At 41.0% G+C, this 17,059-nt stretch carries 18 protein-coding genes; 3 read left to right on the top strand and 15 right to left on the bottom strand.

Translation table 11 applies throughout. The annotated features are described in order from the left end of the window. Positions 1-14: 14 nt before the first annotated feature. Positions 15-920, bottom strand: coding sequence for a DMT family transporter (locus KPF51_RS08210; RefSeq protein WP_005724581.1), 906 nt, complete (start codon positions 918-920; stop codon positions 15-17). Continuing rightward, positions 917-1,273 carry a dihydroneopterin aldolase gene (gene folB / locus KPF51_RS08205; RefSeq protein ID WP_010907294.1) on the bottom strand — a complete coding sequence of 119 codons (357 nt, stop codon included), beginning with the start codon at positions 1,271-1,273 and terminating at the stop codon, positions 917-919. The genes KPF51_RS08210 and folB overlap by 4 nt, the downstream gene beginning before the upstream one ends. A 105-nt stretch (positions 1,274-1,378) precedes the next feature. Here folB and plsY point away from each other — a divergent pair, with 105 nt between their 5' ends. Next, positions 1,379-1,984: a glycerol-3-phosphate 1-O-acyltransferase PlsY gene (gene plsY, locus KPF51_RS08200; protein ID WP_005718674.1), complete on the top strand. Its 606-nt coding sequence runs from the start codon at positions 1,379-1,381 to the stop codon at positions 1,982-1,984. Positions 1,985-2,039: 55 nt separating this feature from the next. Here the strand turns inward: plsY and zipA are convergent, their stop codons facing one another. Continuing rightward, the gene (zipA, locus tag KPF51_RS08195; RefSeq protein WP_370597396.1) at positions 2,040-3,062 is read right to left on the bottom strand and encodes a cell division protein ZipA; all 1,023 of its coding nucleotides are present in this window, start codon (positions 3,060-3,062) and stop codon (positions 2,040-2,042) included. Positions 3,063-3,182: 120 nt separating this feature from the next. Between zipA and cysZ the strand changes: the two genes are divergently transcribed. Beyond that, positions 3,183-3,986: a sulfate transporter CysZ gene (gene cysZ, locus KPF51_RS08190; protein ID WP_005724575.1), complete on the top strand. Its 804-nt coding sequence runs from the start codon at positions 3,183-3,185 to the stop codon at positions 3,984-3,986. Between the two features lie 109 nt (positions 3,987-4,095). Continuing rightward, complete coding sequence (cysK, locus tag KPF51_RS08185) at positions 4,096-5,043, top strand: cysteine synthase A (RefSeq protein WP_005724573.1); 948 nt, start codon at positions 4,096-4,098, stop codon at positions 5,041-5,043. Between the two features lie 75 nt (positions 5,044-5,118). Here the strand turns inward: cysK and hemB are convergent, their stop codons facing one another. The 12 genes from hemB to KPF51_RS08125 all read right to left on the bottom strand — a co-directional run bounded on the left by hemB (position 5,119) and on the right by KPF51_RS08125 (position 17,050). Further along, the gene (gene hemB, locus KPF51_RS08180; protein WP_005724570.1) at positions 5,119-6,144 is read right to left on the bottom strand and encodes a porphobilinogen synthase; all 1,026 of its coding nucleotides are present in this window, start codon (positions 6,142-6,144) and stop codon (positions 5,119-5,121) included. 71 nt (positions 6,145-6,215) lie between these two features. After that, positions 6,216-6,953 (bottom strand): twin-arginine translocase subunit TatC, encoded by a 738-nt coding sequence (tatC, locus tag KPF51_RS08175; RefSeq protein ID WP_005724568.1) that lies wholly within the window; start codon positions 6,951-6,953, stop codon positions 6,216-6,218. Then, a complete protein-coding gene (gene tatB / locus KPF51_RS08170) occupies positions 6,953-7,528 on the bottom strand; it encodes a Sec-independent protein translocase protein TatB (RefSeq protein WP_005724566.1) in 576 nt (191 codons plus the stop codon). Before tatB ends, tatC begins: the two co-directional genes overlap by 1 nt. Further along, positions 7,528-7,758, bottom strand: a complete 231-nt coding sequence (tatA, locus tag KPF51_RS08165) for a Sec-independent protein translocase subunit TatA (RefSeq protein WP_005724565.1) — start codon at positions 7,756-7,758, stop codon at positions 7,528-7,530. Before tatA ends, tatB begins: the two co-directional genes overlap by 1 nt. Positions 7,759-7,866: 108 nt before the next feature. Beyond that, positions 7,867-9,450, bottom strand: coding sequence for a ubiquinone biosynthesis regulatory protein kinase UbiB (gene ubiB, locus KPF51_RS08160; RefSeq protein WP_061406386.1), 1,584 nt, complete (start codon positions 9,448-9,450; stop codon positions 7,867-7,869). A gap of 17 nt (positions 9,451-9,467) precedes the next feature. Then, positions 9,468-10,100 carry an SCP2 domain-containing protein gene (locus tag KPF51_RS08155; RefSeq protein ID WP_015691114.1) on the bottom strand — a complete coding sequence of 211 codons (633 nt, stop codon included), beginning with the start codon at positions 10,098-10,100 and terminating at the stop codon, positions 9,468-9,470. A gap of 160 nt (positions 10,101-10,260) precedes the next feature. Then, a complete protein-coding gene (locus KPF51_RS08150; RefSeq protein WP_162879359.1) occupies positions 10,261-10,416 on the bottom strand; it encodes a hypothetical protein in 156 nt (51 codons plus the stop codon). An 18-nt stretch (positions 10,417-10,434) separates the two neighbouring features. Continuing rightward, a complete protein-coding gene (gene ubiE, locus KPF51_RS08145; RefSeq protein ID WP_005718653.1) occupies positions 10,435-11,241 on the bottom strand; it encodes a bifunctional demethylmenaquinone methyltransferase/2-methoxy-6-polyprenyl-1,4-benzoquinol methylase UbiE in 807 nt (268 codons plus the stop codon). Positions 11,242-11,315: 74 nt separating this feature from the next. Further along, a complete protein-coding gene (locus tag KPF51_RS08140; protein ID WP_061406387.1) occupies positions 11,316-12,017 on the bottom strand; it encodes a pirin family protein in 702 nt (233 codons plus the stop codon). Positions 12,018-12,146: 129 nt separating this feature from the next. After that, positions 12,147-13,328, bottom strand: a complete 1,182-nt coding sequence (gene nhaA, locus KPF51_RS08135; RefSeq protein WP_005724556.1) for a Na+/H+ antiporter NhaA — start codon at positions 13,326-13,328, stop codon at positions 12,147-12,149. Between the two features lie 179 nt (positions 13,329-13,507). Beyond that, entirely contained in the window at positions 13,508-15,457 is a 1,950-nt protein-coding gene (locus KPF51_RS08130; protein ID WP_211599563.1) for an LTA synthase family protein, read from the bottom strand. Positions 15,458-15,688: 231 nt separating this feature from the next. Continuing rightward, positions 15,689-17,050 carry a sulfatase-like hydrolase/transferase gene (locus KPF51_RS08125; protein ID WP_005752203.1) on the bottom strand — a complete coding sequence of 454 codons (1,362 nt, stop codon included), beginning with the start codon at positions 17,048-17,050 and terminating at the stop codon, positions 15,689-15,691. Positions 17,051-17,059 lie beyond the last annotated feature (9 nt).

Raw genomic sequence — 17,059 nt, 5'->3', positions numbered from 1 at the left:
GTAGAAACGCATCTCTAGGACGAGCACGATTTTCGGTTACAAAGTAATAGCCCAGCAATGATTAAACCCGCACTGATCATGTGGTAGAACGCAAGAGTTTCATTTAACACTAATACCCCTAATAACGCTGCGAATAATGGTGTAGCATTTGTAAAGGCAGCGCCTTTATCCGCACCCACTAGTGAAATCCCATAGTTCCAAAAGCCATAAGACAGGATCGATGGACCGATGATTAAATAAGCAATAATGCTATATTGTGTTGGTGTTAACGTAGAGAAAAATGCAGGTGGCAATTGTTGATATTGCCAAATGAAGAGCGGGGTAAAAAGTAACATTGCCATACAAACTAACGTAGTTAACAGCACCGTATTGGGTAAGTGTGCTGGTTTAAGACGAATCAGACAACAATAAATAGACCAACTCAGTGCAGAGCCGAGTGCCCATAAATCCCCTTGATTCACTTCTAATTGAGTTAGACGTTGTATATCGCCTCGGCTAAGTAGCCAAAGAACTCCAACAAAACTAAACAATGCACCAGTCAATCCCGTAAAATCAATAGGATCACCAAAGACAAGGCGGTTGAGAAATAAGACAAAAATAGGGACTACCGCGAGGTAAATACTGGCATTGAGCGACGTTGTGGTTTGTAAACCTTGATATAAAAATACTGGGAAAATCACAATACCCAGCAGAGAAAGTGCGGTCAAAATTCGCCAATGTTGACGGATCATGGGTGTAAATTGGCAGCTACGTTTACTAAATAATAGCAATAAGATTAAGGCAGCCGGAAACCAACGAGCATAATTTAACACAATGGGTGGAATGTCCGTGCTGAGTATTTTGCCAAATAGGTAGTTACCGCCCCAAAAGAGGGTGGCTAACAGTAAGCAAAAATAGCCATAACCTTGTTTGTTTGTCATCGTATTCCGCGCTCAATAATGATGCCGACATTACGTGCTTGTGCCACGGCTTTCGGTTTACTTAATTTTAAACGCAACCAGCGGATGCCAAAGCGTTGTTGTAATTGCTCCGCCACTTCATATGCCACGCGTTCAATCAATAAGAAGGGTTTTGATTGCACATAATCAAGAATAAACGCACTCACTTCAGCATAATTTAAACAATATTGCACATCGTCAGTTTCGGCAGCTTGACGGCAATCCCATGCCATTTCCAGATCAAACACTAATTTTTGTTTAATTTGCTGTTCCCAGTCATATACCCCAATTTGAGCGAAAACGGTCAGTTCCTCAATGAAAATGTGATCAATCATTCATTTATTCCTTCCAATATGAAATTTCATTAGGCTTATGCTATCAACTTTATGTACAATAGACGAATAAAATTTTTCCATGCCGACCACTCTAAAGGACAAAAAATGAGCCTATTTGCGATTTTCTATCTGTTCCTGGCGTATTTATTAGGATCTGTTTCTAGTGCAATTTTATTGTGTCGTTTAGCGGGGTTGCCTGATCCAAGAGAAAGTGGTTCTCATAATCCCGGTGCAACCAATGTCTTGCGTATTGGTGGGCGTTGGGTGGCATTGAGTGTACTCCTGTTTGATATGCTCAAAGGTATGTTACCTGTTTGGTTAGGCTATTATCTTGGTTTGACTCATTTTGAATTAGGGATGGTGGCATTAGGTGCTTGTTTAGGGCACATTTTCCCAATCTTCTTTAAATTTAAAGGCGGAAAAGGGGTGGCAACGGCATTTGGTGCTATTGCGCCGATTTCATGGGGTGTCGCAGGCAGTATGCTAGGCACTTGGTTATTGATTTTCTTCGTGAGTGGTTATTCTTCGCTCAGTGCAGTGATGACCGCGCTTCTGGTACCTTTCTATGTGTGGTGGTTTAAGCCCGAGTTTACTTTCCCTGTCGCTTTAGTGTGTTGCTTGTTGATTTATCGCCATCATGACAATATTCAGCGTTTGTGGCGTGGGCAAGAAGACAAAGTGTGGAATAAACTGAAAAACAAAAAAGATTAATTTAGCTAAGTAACAAAAAAGGACCAGACGGTCCTTTTTTATTGCGCGTTTTAGGTTATCTGACTTTATCAAGATAGGCTTTTTCCGCTTGGTCATCAAAAATGGCTTGTTGATCAGTTAAGACAAAGCCACCAAGATCTTCCGCGATACTTTTCGCTGCACGGATCATCATGCGTAAATTCATCAGATCATTGCCTTCTGATGGCAACTGCATAAAGAGGGCGATCCCAACGGTACTAAAGTCATGCATATTGTAATCAAATGTCCCTGGTTGTTCGATGTTGGCAACACTAAATAAGACTGGGCTGTTGACACTTAAATCAGAATGGCGGTGATAAATATTATGTTCACCAAATAAGAAACCTAATTCATCTAAAATTTTAGCCAGTCTTGCGCCTTGGAATTGATAATTTTCAGGTGCAACGACGTACATCATAATAAAAGTGGCATCCGTGTCTTGGCGTACATCTTCGCTTGCTTGTTGCTGAGCTTGACTTTCCATTAAGGCTTGTTCTTCCTGTAATGCAGCTAATGTCACGGAAGGTGATTGTTGTGCGAGATCAGCCAATTGTTGGCGTAATTGTTCGGAATGAGTATCGATCCCTTCTTCTTGATTTGCATAATTCTCAACCTCTGCAATGGTGGTTAACGCGGGAGAGGTTGGTGGGGTATCGGGTTCAATTTTAGCTTGATAAGGTTGCTCTTCTTTAGGCAAAGTAATTTTGATATTTTCAATCGCTTGTTCAACAGCTTGTTGTTCATGGGCGAATTGTTTTTCTGCTTCAAAAGCAAAGGTACGTTGTGCCGGAGAAACCTCGGCGGTAGGCGTACTGGTGTTCGCATCCTTTTTTTCTTCTGATGCTGATTGGATATGCGCTGGAGGTTCTCTTAGACGAGAATCTCGCGTAAAGGTATTCGCACTTTTAAAGTATTGTGACTTTTCGCGGCGATTGGCCCATAAGCCATGAACCACTAAAATAATTAATGCGATAATGCCTAAAATAATTAAAATTGTATTCAAATCCATTATCCATTCCTCATCATTATTAAAAGGATAAAACTCGCATAAGCTTATCATATTTTCTAGGGCTTGTTGATCATTTGTTATGACAATCCAAGGATGAAAAAAACAGCAAAAAATTGCTTTTTGAGTGCTCGCTTTGTATGCTAGCGCTTTGTTAATTTATCGGGAGAACTTATGTTATCGCATGCTGAACTGAAGCAAGGCTTTCATTATTTTATGATGGGGTGGCATTTAATTACTCAGAAAGGGCTACGCCGTTTTGTGATTATGCCAATCCTACTAAACATCGTGTTACTAAGCGGATTATTTTGGCTTTTTATTACACAAATTGAAAAAATGATTGGAATGCTCATGCTCTCGATTCCAGATTGGTTAAGTTGGTTGAGTAGCATTTTGTTGATCTTTGCTATTTTGATGATTTTAGTCCTGTTTTATTTTGTCTTCACGACCTTGTCAGGCTTTATTGCTGCACCTTTTAATGGTTTGTTAGCGGAGAAAGTCGAAAAAATGCTGACAGGTGAAAATCTGGTGGAGGGCAGTGTATGGGATTTTATGAAAGATATTCCACGGATGCTTGGGCGAGAATGGCAAAAGTTAGTGTATAGTTTACCGAAACTGATTATTTTATTTTTATTAGGTTTTGTGCCGGTTTTAGGGCAAAGCGTTATTCCGATTATTGTGACATTATTTACGGCATGGATGATGGCAATTCAATATTGTGATTATCCTTTTGATAACCATAAAGTGCCTTTTTTTGTGATGAAAGCAGAATTAGCAGAAAAGAGAGCACTTAGCTTAAGTTTCGGTGGTTTGGTAATGCTGTGTACTTTTATTCCTTTAGTGAATTTGGTGGTGATTCCTGTTGCCGTTTGTGGTGCGACGGCGATGTGGGTGACACATTTTCGCGAGCATTTAGCCATGAAACCGGTTAATCAGGAAGGCGTAAGTCGAGCGAGTACGGTCAGCATTGTAAAATAGTATTTTGTTATAAAATATAGCAAATGGCTATTTTTGTGGGGATTGGAATTATGGTAGAACTAAGCTATGGCTTAATTACTCAATGGATTGAACACAGAAGGAATACAAGATGACCATTTACTCAGATAATTCTTATTCAATTGGTAATACACCACTTGTGCGCTTGAAACACTTTGGTCAAGGCAATATTGTGGTCAAAGTGGAAGGGCGTAATCCCAGTTTTAGTGTGAAGTGCCGTATTGGGGCGAATATGGTATGGCAAGCAGAAAAAGACGGTATCTTGACGAAAGAAAAAGAAATTGTCGATGCTACCAGTGGAAATACAGGGATCGCCTTAGCCTATGTGGCAGCTGCACGCGGTTATAAAATCACTTTAACGATGCCAGAAACTATGAGTGCAGAACGTAAACGTTTATTACGTGGATTGGGCGTCAATTTAGTTTTAACGGAAGGTGCATTGGGCATGAAAGGGGCAATTGCCAAAGCAGAAGAAATTGTCGCGTCTGATCCACAACGCTATGTGATGTTAAAGCAGTTTGAAAATCCGGCTAATCCAGCCATTCACCAACAAACAACCGGACCGGAAATTTGGCGTGATACGGATGGTCAAATTGATGTGCTGGTTGCCGGCGTTGGCACCGGTGGGACGATTACAGGGATTAGCCGTTATATTAAACAAGATAAAGGTAAAGCGATTCTCTCTGTGGCAGTTGAACCTGCGGAATCACCGGTGATTAGTCAAACTTTAGCCGGTGAAGAGATCAAGCCTGCCCCACATAAAATTCAAGGCATTGGCGCGGGCTTTATCCCTAAAAATTTAGATCTTGCATTAGTGGATCGTGTTGAAACCGTGAGTAGTGAGGAAGCCATGCAAACTGCACGTCGATTAATGGCAGAAGAAGGCATTTTAGGGGGGATTTCATCAGGGGCGGCGGTGGCTGCCGCAGATCGTTTGGCAAAATTACCTGAATTTGCCGAGAAATTAATCGTAGTGATTTTACCGTCTGCGTCAGAACGCTATTTAAGTACGGCATTATTTGAAGGCATTGAGGCTTAATTCCTTCCCTTTATTACAAGCAAAGTGCGGTCAAAACGTATGAAATTTTGACCGCACTTTTTATTGCAAGAGACATTATTGATGTTGTTTTTCCCAATATAGCCATTCTGCTACTTGTTTGGCGTAATACGTCAAAATCCCATCGGCGCCAGCACGTTTGAAGCACAATAAAGATTCCATAATACATTCTTTTTCTTTGAGCCAGCCGTTTTGGATCGCAGCTTGATGCATGGCATACTCACCCGATACTTGGTAAGCGAAAGTTGGCACGCCAAAATGAGTTTTCACGCGATAAACTAAATCTAAATACGGCATGCCGGGTTTGACCATCACCATATCTGCCCCTTCTTGTAAATCTAATGCCACTTCTTGTAGTCCTTCATCACTATTGGCCGGATCTAATTGATAAGTTTTTTTATCGCCCCCTTTTAAATTGGTGGCAGAACCGACGGCATCGCGGAAAGGTCCATAATAATGAGAAGCATATTTGGCAGAATACGCCATAATGAGTGTATTGATAAACCCCTTTTCCTCGAGGGCATGGCGAATTTTGCCAATTCTACCGTCCATCATATCGCTTGGTGCTACAATATCTGCGCCCGCTTTCGCATGGGAAAGCGCTTGTTTGACCAAAATATCGCTAGTGACATCATTTAACACATAGCCATGTTGATCAATTATCCCGTCTTGTCCGTGTGTAGTATAGGGATCGAGGGCAATATCAGTAAGTATGCCAAGTTCAGTTGGGAATTTGTCCTTTAATGCTTTTACCGCGCGCTGTACTAAGCCATCAGGATGATAAGCTTCTTCTGCCATTAAGGATTTTTTCTCTTGTGCAATCACCGGGAAAAGTGCAATCACCGGTACCCCATATTTGACTAAAAGTTCGGCTTCAATTAATAGCTCATCAATGGTTAAGCGTTCTACACCAGGCATGGAAGGTACGGGTTCCCTTTGCTTTTCGCCTTCAATAATAAAAACGGGATAAATTAAATCCTCTACGCTGAGTTTATTTTCTGCCATTAAACGGCGACTGAAAGCTTGTTTCCGCATACGGCGTAGGCGACGTTGAGGGAAACTGGCAAAAATTTGTTGTGTCATGAATAGCGTCCTCGTGTTTAAGTCAGTCTTCGCGCTAAAAATAAGGCAGACACGTTGGTCTGCCTCGTGAACTATTGCGTTTCTTCATCCTCTCTAGGGCGATAAAAACGTGCAAAAATCACACCAACCTCAAACAATAACCACATTGGGATAGCAAGTAGGGTTTGCGAGAAAATATCGGGTGGTGTTAATAGCATGCCAATAATAAAAGCAGCAACAATAATATAGGGGCGTTTGCCTTTAAGATCCTCGGGTGTAGTGACGCCTGTCCAACATAATAAAATAATCGCCACAGGCACTTCAAAACAGACCCCAAATGCTAAGAAGATCGTCAATACAAAATCCAAATAGCTACTGATATCTGTAGCAATCGCGACACCTGTTGGGGCGGTTTTGGTTAAGAAACCAAACACGAGAGGAAAGACAACATAATAAGCGAAAGCCACCCCAAGATAAAACAGGACAGTACTGGAAAACAGGAGCGGGTAAATCAAGCGTTTTTCATGTTGATAGAGGGCAGGTGCCACAAATGCCCAGACTTGATAGAGTAAATAAGGCACGGAGAGAAAGACGGCAACCACCGCAGTTAATTTGATTGGTGTGAAGAAAGGGGTAGCAATATTGGTGGCGATCATACTGGCGCCAGCCGGTAACACATCAATTAAAGGCGAAGCCACAAAGTTATAGATGTCGTTGGCAAAATACACTAAGGCACAAAAAACGACCGCAACAAAAATGATCGCTCGTAGTAGGCGATCACGTAACTCCATTAAGTGGCTGATCAGAGGTTGAGAATCTTCAACACGCATTAGGCTTTCTTATCTTGTATTTCTTCTGTTTGAGGTTTTACTTTTGAGGCAAATACCGGCTCATCATCGTCATCGGGATAATATTGCTGGATATAAGCCATTTCATCGTTTTCTTCGGCAAGTTCTGCTTGTTCTGCAGGAGACAGGACATCATCGGTTGTTGCCTCCGTCACTTGTTCAGACGGGGTGAGTTGCTCCGTCAGTGTTTGTGATGTGCTCTCTGTTGCATTTTTTATCTCTTTGATCTGTTCTTCCAGTGTTGTATTGGTCGCTGCGGCTTTTTGTTCTAGCGCGGTACGCATTTTTTCAGCCGAGGCTTTCAATTCTTCAACCGTTTTACTGAGTTCAGGCGAGAGTTGTTGGAAATTGAGTTCTTCTGCTTTTTTTATGCTTTCTTGCAGCTCTTGTAATTTCAGTTCTTGTTTTAGTTCATTTTGCACATTGGAGGCTAAACCACGAATTGTTGCAACCCAGCCCATGACGGTGCGAATTGCCACAGGCAAACGTTTCGGTCCGAGCACAAGCAGACCGATGACTAAAATAAGAAATAACTCAGAAAACCCAATATCAAACATTATGCTTGTTCTTTGTCTTTTGCTTTTTCAGTTTTTGCTGTAGTTTCACTGTCATCGCTTAATGACTTGAATTCTGCATCTTTTTCTTTGTTATCATCTGCCATGGCTTTTTTGAAACCTTTTACGGATTCGCCCAAGTCAGACCCTAATGTTCTCAATTTTTTTGTACCAAATAATAAAACAACGATTGCTACAATGATAAGTAGTTGCGTAATACTAATGCCACCCATATTTTATCCTTCTTTAGTATGTTGAAAAATGAATGTTGGTGAATATAGCTTTTTTACTGCGTTTGAACAATAGCCAATTCACATTATTTTCTCTTCTTTTGCGTTTGATCAGCTTAGTAAGTAAATTAAAAGCCAGATCGCTAAGCCAGTGCATAACCCCAGAATAAAGGAGGTGAAGTGAGGAATGTTACGTTTTTTGGCTAAGGTGCGATTTAAATGGATTAACTCATCAGCGATAATTTTTTGTTGCGCGAGGGCATCCATCACATTTTCTGGTAAATCAACCAAATGTTCACGCCAATATGGCAGTTTTTGTTTAACTGATTTGGTAAAGGCTTTTATGCCCATTTGCTCATCGAGCCATTTTTGTAAGAAGGGCTTCGCGGTATCCCATAAATCTAGCTGCGGATAAAGCTGTCTGCCTAACCCTTCAATGTAAAGTAACGTTTTTTGTAGTAACACCAATTGTGGCTGGACTTCCATATTGTATTCGCGTGCCACATTAAACAGGTTTAAGAGCACATGTCCAAAGGAAATCTCGGATAAGGGTTTAGCAAAAATTGGCTCACACACCTCACGAAAAGCCTGCTCAAAATCATCAATATTCGTGTCTTTGGGCGTCCAACCCGATGCAACATGCATTTCCGCCACACGGCGATAGTCGCGATTAAAAAACGCCACAAAACTTTCCGCTAAATAACGTTTATCATGATCATTGAGGCGTCCCACAATACCACAATCGATCCCAATATATTGGGGATCGTCAGGATGTGCTCGATTGACAAAAATATTACCCGGGTGCATGTCGGCATGGAAAAAGCTATCACGAAAAACCTGAGTAAAAAATGCCTGTACACCACGCTCCGCCAGTAATTTCATATTGGTGCCATTAGCATGGAGTTCTTCAATATTGGAAACCGGTATCCCATAAATACGTTCCATGACGATGACGGTTTGATGACAAAATTGTTTATACATTTCGGGAATGTATAACATTGGGCTGTTTTCAAAATTGGCACGTAATTGAATCGCATTCGCCATTTCACGGCGTAGGTCTAATTCATCGCGTAGGGTTTTTTCATATTCGCGCACGACTTCCACAGGGCGTAGTCTGCGTCCTTCTGCTTTTATGCGCGGGATCCAACTTGCCACTTTGTACATTAAACTTAAGTCAGCATTAATCATTTGTTGGATGTTAGGGCGTAAAACCTTTAATACCACTTCTTTTCCTGCCAAACGGCTTTCTAAGTGCGGTGCGTTTTGCTTAAATTTTGCCGTATGGACTTGTGCAATCGAAGCTGAAGCTAAGGCGATTTCGTTAAATTCATCAAACCATGTTTCGAGTGGTGCGCCTAGCGCTTTTTCAATTTGTGCTCTGGCGATCTTGCCATCAAAGGGATCGACTTGATCTTGTAACAACGCTAATTCATCAGCAATGTCAGGGGGGAATAAATCACGACGCGTGGAAAGCATTTGTCCTAATTTGATCCAAACTGGTCCCAACTCTTGTAGCGCAAGGCGTAAACGCAAACCAAATGTTTTGTCCTTATGTTGATTTCGTAGCCAAAATAGGGTTTTTCGCCAGCAGCGGATTGCACGTGTATAGCGGTGCTGGGGTAGGGCCTCATCAATCCCGTAAAGTAAGAAAGTTTTAATGATGTTATATAAGTGGGAAATATCTTTAATTTGCATGGGTTGTCCCTATTGGGCTATTTCTTTTTGAAAAGCATTTCAATTTTTTGTTCTAAATGCGCGGTTTGGTGTTCTAAGTGTTTAACTTGATCACAAAAATCCGCGATAGCCAAACTTGGTGAAATAACTTGCCATTCTTCCGTTAAGCGCTCACCCCAAAATTGTTGGCTTTGGTTAAGTTTGTATTTTATCGAACGGGTTAATTTCGTCAGAAAATCTACTGCCGTTTGTGCAGGGACATCGCCAAGATAAGGAGAAAGCAATTCTGCGGGATCTTTCTCTAAAAATTCAATCAGGGCGACAAAATCTTGTAACACCTGTAAATCGCCTTGCAGGTAAATGGACTTATCATTAATAAATTGGCTTAACTGCGATTTCTTCGGCAAATGAAACAGTAAGCTTGGCGCAATATCCACAGCACAGTCAGTTTCACCTTCATATCGGCTGAGTAACTCAATCCGTTGTGAAGAAAAGAAAAAATAGATTGGTAAGTCTATTTTTTGTAATTTGACTACTAAAACCTTGTTATTGAGCTTGCGTAAATAGGGAGCACAATAAGCGGTCTGTTGAATCAATTTATTAAGCAGTGTTTCTACACCTGCGCATAGATATTGTGGCAACATCAGTTGCTGAAAAAAGGTGAATTGCATAGATACTCTTTAGCTCACTAAGGCACTCTGGGTGATTTTTTTGTTGCTGTTTTCTTCTTTGGGTTGATATTTATTCTGAATTTGTTGTACCTGGATGACAATTAAGAAAATAGCAAGGCAAGGGGAATTGCTAATATACTGTCAAACATCGTGATTGTCGCTAAATCATGTTAGCGATGTTTTTATTTACGAATAAGAGCGCATCAGTTGCTTGTATAATTTCACGGCTTAGCCCTATTTGTACCACATAAATCAGAATATCGAGTCCTAGTAATATCAAGACCTGTTTTGAATGATTTTTAGCTCGATATTTCATGTGGGTCTCCCCTCAATGTTAGAACTTATAACCTCGGTGTAATGCCACAATGCCTGCACTTAAATTATAGTAATTAACTTGTTCAAAGCCCGCGTCGATCATCATTTGTTTTAAAACATCTTGTGCGGGGTGCATACGGATAGATTCAGCAAGATAGCGATAACTTTCACTATCATTGACCACCACTTCGCCAATTTTAGGCAAAATATTGAAAGAGTAGAAATTATAAATTTTACTGAGTGGATCTAAAATCGGTTTGGAAAACTCCAACACCAATAAGCGACCACCGGGTTTTAACACGCGAAACATAGAACGTAGTGCTTTGTCTTTGTCTGTGACGTTACGTAAACCAAAGCTGATGATCACACAATCAAAAGTGTTGTCAGGAAAAGGCAGTGCTTCAGCATTAGCTTGTACATAATTAACATTGCCGACAACGCCGAGGTTACGCAGTTTTTCCCGACCGACCCGTAACATCGAATCATTAATATCAGCAAGGATCACTTCACCGCTAGGTCCTACAAGGCGCGAGAATTTTGCCGTAAAATCTCCTGTTCCACCCGCCAGATCTAACACCTTATGTCCTTTACGTACTCCACTGCAGTCAATGGTAAAGCGTTTCCAAACGCGGTGAATACCAAATGAAAGTAAATCATTCATTAAATCGTATTTGCCCGCGACGGAATGGAAGACATTGGCAACCATTTTTTGTTTTTCCGATTTTGCCACGGTTTTAAAGCCAAAATGCGTGGTTTCTTCTGTGGTAGGAGATAAAGTCGGGTCGAGTTGCACTTGTTCGGTCGCAAAAGCGTGTTGATCTGTCATAGCAAATATCCATAGAGCTTAAATTAGACTAAGGATAACAAAAAATAGCGGAGAATTCCGCTATTTTTCTTGTGTTATACTAAATCGAACAATAAAAATTCGCTGTTTTGAATCAGTTCAATCTGTAAGACATTTTCGTGTGTAATTGCCAGACCGTCACTGGTGTTGAGTAGGACGTCATTCACACGGAGTTGTCCTTTTACCAGTTGTAGCCAATAGCGTCGCGTTGGCAAAAGTGGAATCGTTTTGACCGCACTTTGTTCTAAACTAAGTTGCCAACGCCATAAAGACATGTCTTGATGAATATAAAAGGCGCCGTCTTTTGCTTCAGGGGATAAAATTAAGGTTGCTCCTTCTGTGTCAGCAAAGCGACCTTGCTCATAACGCGGTGCAATGCCTTTTGACTTCGGTAAGATCCAGATTTGGTATAAATGGACATCATGCTCACTACTTGGATTGATTTCAGCGTGATGCACGCCTGATCCTGCCGACATAATTTGAAATTCGCCAGCATGTAATTGGGTGTGATTACCCATGCTATCTTGATGTTCAATTGTGCCAGACAAGATATAGGTTAAAATTTCCATATCTTGATGCGGATGCATATCGAAACCGTGTTGTGGGGCAATAATATCTTCGTTAATCACACGTAAATGTGAGAAGTGTATATGTTGGGGAGAATAATAATCAGCAAAGGAAAAACTATGATATCCCCTTAGCCAGTGGATTGCGGGATGACTTTTTCCTCTTTCATGTGCATAGCGTACGCGTAACATAATCTATTCCTGTGTTTGTGAAGCACTGGAGGCTTGTCTGATTGGCAGCATGCCTGTCGTCAATGCTCTTTTTTCTAATGGATAAAAAAACACCACTCTTATATTTGTTGGTGGTGTTTTTTATTTGATTTATTGTGCCTCAATGGGGTCTTTTGTGGACATTTTCAACAGTAAATAACCTAACACCGCGGAGAAACCAGAACCAATCAGAATACCTAAACGGGCGAGTGCAGTGACATTTTCGCTATCACTTTCTCCACCAAAGGCGAGACCAGCAAGGAACATGGACATGGTAAATCCAATTCCACAGAGTACAGACACAGCAAAAATTTGTTTGAAATTAATGCCTTCAGACAGCTTAGCAATGCCTAATTTTACTGCCACAAAACAGAATGAGAAAATCCCCAGAGGTTTACCTAAGAGTAAGCCAAGGGCAATCCCCATTGGTAACGTAGAGGTTAAGTTATCCATTCCCATACCAATTAATGAAACCCCAGCATTACAGAAAGCAAACAGTGGGAGAATCGCAAAGGCACTCCAAGGTGATAAAGTATGTTCAAAGTCATCTAGTGGGCGCTCGCCTTTCTTACCGTTTAATGGGATACAAAAACCGATAATCACTCCCGCCAAAGTGGCGTGTACACCTGATTTGAGTACGGATGCCCAAAGAATAATACCGACAATGCCGTAAGCCGAGAGTGCGGTAATTTTTAAACGGTTCATTGTGATCAAAATTGCCACAGCAACCCCCGCGAAGATAAAGGCTTGTGGACTTAAATCATGAGAGAAAAATAGCGCAATAACAACAATCGCCCCTAAGTCATCAATAATCGCCAGTGCCAACAAGAAAATTTTCAGCGCGAGTGGAACACGTTTACCTAATAAGGCGATGACGCCAAGGGCAAAAGCGATATCCGTTGCCATCGGAATCGCCCATCCCTCTTGAAATTCAGGATGTGTTGCGTTAAACACAAGAAAGACAATTGCAGGAACAACCATACCGCCTGTTGCCGCAATGGCGGGAAAAACAGCACGTTGATAACTGGATAACGAGCCTTCTAGTAATTCACGTTTAACTTCCATTCCGACGAGCATGAAAAACACGGCCATAAGACCATCGTTGACCCACATTAAAAGCGGTTTATTGATGATGAATGCACCAATTTGGACACTCACTGGTGTTTGCAAAAAATCAAAGTATAAATAACTTAATGGGGTATTGGCTAAAATAATGGCTAAGGTTGCAAAAATGAACAGCAGAATACCACCTGCCGCTTCTTGTTTCAGAAAGTTTTGAATTGGTGTTAACATTTTTCCCCTCAATATCTTTTTTTTATGATGATTATATTTATATCACTTTTTGTGCTGAAAAATGAAATAAAATGATCGATTACGCCGTAATTTTTCATTTTATTTCAATTAATAAGCCTTTCTAAAAGATAAAATTCAGTATGTAGGACGATTTTTGTCCTATTATTGCTTAGTGTTGTTTATTTTTTATCCTCTGATTTATATAACCTATTTTTATATAAATAACTGCCCAAGAGTGAATGTGCCAGTGCTTCTTTTTTTAGCGCTTCTGATAAATTCGCCTCTGTAAAACGATTGGTTTGTTTATCATAGAGATAACCTTTGGCTTCAACTTTGGGGGCAAGGATGACAACCTCGTTACCTTTCATCATGGCGAGAGTTTGATCATATTGCATAAAAGCACGATTTGGATTGTCTTCTTTGGTTAAGTCATAACCAATCATCGGATAATCGCCACTGATGCCAGCTAAAGACAGCAACGTTGTAGGCATATCAATTTGGCTGACGAGACGGGCATCACGTTTTACCTCTACATGATCGCCTAGCAATAAAGCTGGGATATGAAAGTGCTTAATCGGTACTAACGCAGCACCGCCGACACGAGAATCATGGTCAGCAATGACTAAAAACAGCGTATCTTTCCAGTAATCTGCTTGTTTAGCTAATTTAAAGAAATGACCAATCGCATAGTCTGCATATTTCGCCGCATTATTGCGGGTTTGTTTTGGTTGTTCATAAAGTTCAATTTTACCGTCAGGGAACTCAAACGGATCATGGTTACTTGAGCTAAACACTAAACTAAAGAACGGTTTACCTTCTTTATGTAAGGCGGTAAAAGTTTCATGGGCTTTATCAAATAAGTCTTCATCACTCACTCCCCATGTCGCTTTGAATTTAGGATTGACGTAATCCAATTCATCAATAATGTATTGGAAGCCATTGCCATAGAAGAAGCTTGCCATATTATCGAAATGCTTTTCACCACCGTAAATAAACGAGGTGTGGTAACCTTGTTTAGCTAATAATTCGGCAATGGTAAAGAAACCATGTTGGCTGTTACTGAGTTTGACGACGGCTCGTGCCGGTGTTGGAGTAAAGCCCGCGGTAACGGCTTCAATCCCACGCACAGAACGGGTTCCTGTCGCATACAGGTTCTCAAATAACCAGCCTTCTTGTGCTAATTTATCGAATTCTGGAGAAAGAGGTAATCCGCCTAAACTGCCAATAAATTGTGCGCCAAGACTTTCTTCTAAAATAATCACAATATTTTTAGGTTTGCCTTGGTAAGTGGCTTGGTTTCTGGTTAAGGTTGGATATTGACTAGAAATATAGTCACTTTCTGGACGACCACGCGTTTGTTTTACAATACGTAGCATTTCATCATCTGCCATTTTGCCGTATAAAGAGGCAGCATTGTCTTCATCTTTAAATTGTTGTGCAGCATAAATAACAGAATAGCCTGAGTTGAGGACTAATGAATTGACTAAACCGTCGGAAGAGAAGGCAACCATCGCCGGATTAATACCGCGATGCGCAAAAGTTGATCGGGCACCGATAAAGGCAATGGCGATCACTAACAGAGCAATAACTGGACGGAATTTCCAACTCGGTGAAGATAAGTTTTTCACTGCCCACCCCGCTAATTTCCAATAACAGAGTGTTGCAGTGGCAGTGACAACTAAGCTAATTACCATGGAGAGCAAATGCCCCTCAAATAGCATAGTAAACACTTCTTTTAGATAAATGAGGTATTCAATGAAAAGACGGTTTGGTCGGAAATCATAGGTCTCAATAAATGCAGGTGTGGCAATTTCCATGAACAAGATAAAGACACTGCCAAAGGTTAACCAAACACGTAATATTTTTTGCCAAACGCGACCGAGCGCATTATGGTGATAAAGTAATACTGTGAATAAGGCAGGGACGCCAAATAAATAACACAGTGACACAATATCAATGCGTAGCCCTTGCACAAATAGCTCGACCCAGCCATTGACCGCGCTCACACGCTCTGCTTGCCAGAGTGACAGCCCTAAACGCGAAAGCGTGAAAACGATGAGATTAACGAAGACAAAAAAGAAAATGGGGAACAGCAAAGTGCGGTGATTTTTTTCAGAATTTGAATACATAACAGAACCTAACGAATTGGGATAAAAACAAAGGAACAGATTGGATCTGCGCTTTGTAGGTATTCATGTATTATTAAACTTTTTTTTATGTTCTGCAATTTTATTCCATGTGCTTTCAGTGTGGTTTGCTGTAGATAAGCGCAAAATGGATAGACATCCGAGGAGATGAAATGTCGAAAAGACAAGAAGATCAGGCTTTTTGGATCAGCATGATCTTCTTTTATTATCGTGCTACGCGGCAGGAAGAATCGTTGGACGTTCTTCTTTTGCTTTTAGCATATGCTCACAGAGTTTTTCACGTAATTCAACACGTACTTGCTCGTAGGCAGGATCACGCACGAGGTTATTAAGCTCATAAGGGTCTTTCTCTAAATCATAGAGGAAGTCTTCTTGATATACATCACTGCCCGCGTGTACACCACCATGTTTATTCGGTGCGAAAACACTATATAAGTATTTTTCTGTGCGGATACAGCGACCTACTCGGCTTTCGCTGATTTGTGCGAACACTTCATTTACTCGGTTTGGAATGTTATTTTCTACCACGTCTTGTAGGTTTTCACCAATCATCGCATCGCCCACATCAATGCCCGCCATGGCAAGGAAGGTTTTTGGCAAACTTGCGGTACTGACTAAGTCTTTGACACGTTTTCCGCCTTTAAATGCGCCGCCAGCAATGACCAGCGGGACATGCAACGCAGAAGAATGGCAAGAGCGTTTATAGTCATCATAACCATTGAGGTTTTCATCAGTGTTGCGAGTCATAAAGTGCGAACCATGATCAGAGGCGAAGACAATAATGGTATTGTCATAGAGTCCTTTCTCTTTTAATTTCTCAATTAAACGCGCTAAGTTGTCATCTAAGCTACGGCAGCAGCCAAGGTAATCAGGATACATTTCTGCCGCATTACCTTTTAATTCTGCTAAATCTTTTGGTAACTCAAAATCTTTGAAACGGATTTTTGAGCCATCCGGTCCTTCATAGCAATGACGATCGTTTTGGTGATGAGGTTCAATATGTGAGATGGTCATGAAAAACGGTTTATCGCCTTGATATTGATCGAGATATTCCAGCGCAAAGTCGGTAATACAATCAACGCGATAGCCTTTGAATTCACACTTGTTCATATTCTCGTCAAAAACATAACCGTCATAGCCGTGAGAGGTGAATTCTAAGACATCTGAGGCTCGCCAAAAGCCTTTATATCCGCCACGACGTTCTGGTGGAATCGCACTGGTGGTGTAATCAATCGTTGGCTCTTCTTCAAGTTCGCCATCACTAGCTAAATGCCATTTGCCAATATAGGCAGTGTCATAATCATTTTCATTAAAATAATCCGCGATGGTTTTAACCCCTTCTGGAAGAGCAATATTATTACGGAAACAGCCCGTTTCGGTTGGGTATAATCCCGTTTGGAAAATTGAACGACAAGGACCACAAACCGGTTGTGAAGAGTAGGCTTCTTCAAACACCACACCATCCTCGGCTAATTTATCTAATGTTGGTGTAATATCAAGTGGTTGCCCATAAGCACCCACGGTATCCCAACGCTGTTGGTCAGTGAAATAAAAAATAATATTAGGTCTAGTCATAATGCTTCC

The sequence above is a fragment of the Pasteurella sp. XG20 genome, assembly GCF_018968665.1.
Lineage (GTDB): Bacteria > Pseudomonadota > Gammaproteobacteria > Enterobacterales > Pasteurellaceae > Pasteurella > Pasteurella multocida.
This window is presented reverse-complemented; position numbering and strand designations above follow the sequence as displayed.

Bases quoted from the DNA above. Each gene is read 5' to 3' on its own strand.
- KPF51_RS08210 (WP_005724581.1), bottom strand. From the start codon at position 920: ATGACAAACAAACAAGGTTATGGCTATTTTTGCTTACTGTTAGCCACC.
- tatC (WP_005724568.1), bottom strand. From the start codon at position 6,953: ATGCGTGTTGAAGATTCTCAACCTCTGATCAGCCACTTAATGGAGTTA.
- ubiB (WP_061406386.1), bottom strand. From the start codon at position 9,450: ATGCAAATTAAAGATATTTCCCACTTATATAACATCATTAAAACTTTC.
- cysZ (WP_005724575.1), top strand. From the start codon at position 3,183: ATGTTATCGCATGCTGAACTGAAGCAAGGCTTTCATTATTTTATGATG.
- tatA (WP_005724565.1), bottom strand. From the start codon at position 7,758: ATGGGTGGCATTAGTATTACGCAACTACTTATCATTGTAGCAATCGTT.
- cysK (WP_005724573.1), top strand. From the start codon at position 4,096: ATGACCATTTACTCAGATAATTCTTATTCAATTGGTAATACACCACTT.
- KPF51_RS08155 (WP_015691114.1), bottom strand. From the start codon at position 10,100: ATGCAATTCACCTTTTTTCAGCAACTGATGTTGCCACAATATCTATGC.
- plsY (WP_005718674.1), top strand. From the start codon at position 1,379: ATGAGCCTATTTGCGATTTTCTATCTGTTCCTGGCGTATTTATTAGGA.
- zipA (WP_370597396.1), bottom strand. From the start codon at position 3,062: ATGATAAGCTTATGCGAGTTTTATCCTTTTAATAATGATGAGGAATGG.
- KPF51_RS08130 (WP_211599563.1), bottom strand. From the start codon at position 15,457: ATGTATTCAAATTCTGAAAAAAATCACCGCACTTTGCTGTTCCCCATT.
- hemB (WP_005724570.1), bottom strand. From the start codon at position 6,144: ATGACACAACAAATTTTTGCCAGTTTCCCTCAACGTCGCCTACGCCGT.
- KPF51_RS08125 (WP_005752203.1), bottom strand. From the start codon at position 17,050: ATGACTAGACCTAATATTATTTTTTATTTCACTGACCAACAGCGTTGG.
- ubiE (WP_005718653.1), bottom strand. From the start codon at position 11,241: ATGACAGATCAACACGCTTTTGCGACCGAACAAGTGCAACTCGACCCG.
- KPF51_RS08140 (WP_061406387.1), bottom strand. From the start codon at position 12,017: ATGTTACGCGTACGCTATGCACATGAAAGAGGAAAAAGTCATCCCGCA.
- nhaA (WP_005724556.1), bottom strand. From the start codon at position 13,328: ATGTTAACACCAATTCAAAACTTTCTGAAACAAGAAGCGGCAGGTGGT.
- KPF51_RS08150 (WP_162879359.1), bottom strand. From the start codon at position 10,416: ATGAAATATCGAGCTAAAAATCATTCAAAACAGGTCTTGATATTACTA.
- tatB (WP_005724566.1), bottom strand. From the start codon at position 7,528: ATGTTTGATATTGGGTTTTCTGAGTTATTTCTTATTTTAGTCATCGGT.
- folB (WP_010907294.1), bottom strand. From the start codon at position 1,273: ATGATTGATCACATTTTCATTGAGGAACTGACCGTTTTCGCTCAAATT.